The organism is Albibacillus kandeliae (assembly GCF_003116585.1).
Classification (GTDB): Bacteria; Pseudomonadota; Alphaproteobacteria; order Rhodobacterales; family Rhodobacteraceae; genus Albibacillus; species Albibacillus kandeliae.
In genome coordinates, this window is the sequence record NZ_QEHM01000026.1 from 1 (window position 1) to 2507 (window position 2507).

Genomic DNA, 2507 nt, shown 5'->3' on the forward strand with positions numbered 1-2507 from the left:
GCGCTCAACGGGGAAATGGCGATCTTCCACACGGATGCCGCGCCGAGCTCGGGGCAGGCGGCGATCGAGGCGGCGAACAAGTATTACGAGCTGGCGAAGGCGGCGCGCGAGGCGGCGGCGGCGGAGCTCGCGCACCTGACGGCCGAGAACGCCCGTTACCAGTCGATGATCCGGAACGGGAACCTGCGGGAGCTCTCGGACAAGGAAAAGGCCATCGCCTCGGAGCGGCTGAGCGCGGGACAGCGGGCGCTGATCCAGGCGGAGGCGGCGCTGGCCGAGGCCGACCGGCGGCGCAACCAGACGGCCAAGGAAGTCATGGCGACGCTCGGCAAGGCGGCGAAGGCCGAGGACAAGCTCAACGACAGCGTGGATGTCTCGATCGAGGCGACGGGGTCGCTCGGCAAAGCCATGGCCGGGGCCAAGGATGAGGCGCTCGGCCTGGCCGATGCCATGGACACCACGGTGACCTCGGCCGTTGACGGGGTGGCGCGCTCCTTCGGGGATTGGGTGGCCGGGGGATTCCGCCAGTTCGAGAACCTCTGGGACGGCCTGAAGAGCACGGCACGGCAGGGGCTCGCCGATCTTGCCGCGACCTTCGCACGCAACAAGCTGCAGCTGGTCCTCGGGATCTCGGCCACGGGATTAGGAACGGCGGCAAGCGCGGCCGGGACGGCGGTCGGCAGCAGCGGGGGCGGACTGCTGGGCGGTGTCCTCGGCAACGCGGCGGGCGGCGTGGTGAGCGGTGGCGGCTTGCTCTCGGGCATCGGGTCCGGCGTCGGCGGCATTCTCTCGGGCGGTGGCCTCGGGGCCAGCTTCGCCAATCTCGGCGGACTGCTCAGCGGCTCGGTCGGGGGTCTCGGGGCCATCGGGGCGGCGCTCCCGGCGCTGGGGCTGGTACTTGGCGGCGTGGCGCTGCTCTCGAAGGCCTTTTCCCGGAAGTATGCCGGCTCTGGTATCTCCGGCTCGCTCGGCTCTGATGGCTTCTCGGGCGCGCAGTTCGACTTCTACAAGGGTGGCTGGTTCCGGTCGGACAAGACCAATTACAAGCCCCTCGACGCGGATCTGCAACTCCTGCTCGATGACAGCATGTCGGGCGTGACCTCGGACCTGGTCGAGATGGCAGGCGCGCTCGGCCTGAGTGCGGAGGCGATCGAGGGCTTCACCGGGGCGCAGTTCAAGATCTGGACCAATGGCAAGACGGCAGAGCAGATCCAGGAGGCGCTGCAGAAGCAGATCACCAGGTCGGCCGAGGGCATGGCCGAGCTGATCCTGACAACGGACAAGTGGTCCGAGACCAGCGAGACGGCGCTCGAGACCATGACGCGGCTGTCCTCGGGCCTGCTCGCGGTCAACGACGCGATGGACCTGCTGGGCGATGAGCTCTTTAAGGTCTCGCTCCGGAGCGCGGATGCGGCCGCCGACCTGGTGGCGCAGTTCGGTGATGCCGAGACCATGGCGTCGGCGGTCAATACCTACTTCACCGGCTTCTACTCCGAGGCCGAGCAGGTCGAGACGCTGACCCGCCGGCTCGGGGACCAGTTCGCCGATCTCGGTCTCAAGATGCCGCAGAGCCGGGATGGGTTCCGCGACCTGGTCGAGGGGATCGATCTGACCACCGAGGCGGGGCGCGCTCTCTATGCGGGGGTGCTGCAGCTCTCGGGGGCCATGAATGAGCTCTTGCCCACGGTCGCGAGCTACACGGCGGCGATGAGCGGGTTGCTGGGCGAGATCGGCGGCGAGATCGGCGACCAGGTCGAGACGGCGCGGACCCTCGCGGCGGATGCACGCGAGGCGGCCAGCCTCTGGTACCGGACCGCGACCACGCTCCGGGGCTTCATGGGCGACCTCCTGAACTCCGACCTGACCGGGGCCAGCCGGGCGCAGACCACGGCGGCGCAGGAGGCGCGCCTGCAGCAGGCGGTCGAGGCGGCGCGCGGCGGTGACGTCGAGGCGGCGCAGAGCATTCCCGAGCTGGCGCGCGCCTATCTCAGGAGCGCGCAGCAGACGGCCACCTCGGCGCAGGAGTATCGCCGGATCGCGGCCGCGGTGCAGGGGCAGGTCGCCTTTGCCGCCGGTATCGCGGATCTCGAAGGCGCGAACAGCGACGTGCTGGCGGGGCTCTACGAGCGCCAGATCGAGGTGCTGACCAGCCTCGGCAACTTCCTGCAACTCGAAGGGCTGACCCGCGAGGAGGTCAGCGCGCTCGGCGAGAGCATCGAGGCCATGGCCTCGGACTGGGACGGAACAGTGAGCGCCTTCGAGTCCGCGCTCGGCGCGCTGGAGGCGGCGATCTCCGAGGCGGAGGCGTTCAGCTACGATGACCTGGTGGGCCGTCTCGACGTGGCCGTGGCGCTCTCGGACACGGCCCCGGCTTGGCTCCGGAAGCTGGTGCAGCAGGCCGAGGCAGGGATTGAGACCACGCTGGACTTCATCATCCGGCGTGATGACCTGACGGCGGCCGACAGGTGGCTTGCGACCACGGCCCTCTCCGAGCACGTGACCGCGCT

General features: G+C 69.6%; 1 pseudogene. It reads left to right on the forward strand.

What is annotated here, in order from left to right:
• A pseudogene (locus tag DDT93_RS26290) lies at window positions 1-2507 on the forward strand (hypothetical protein); the annotation flags it as partial.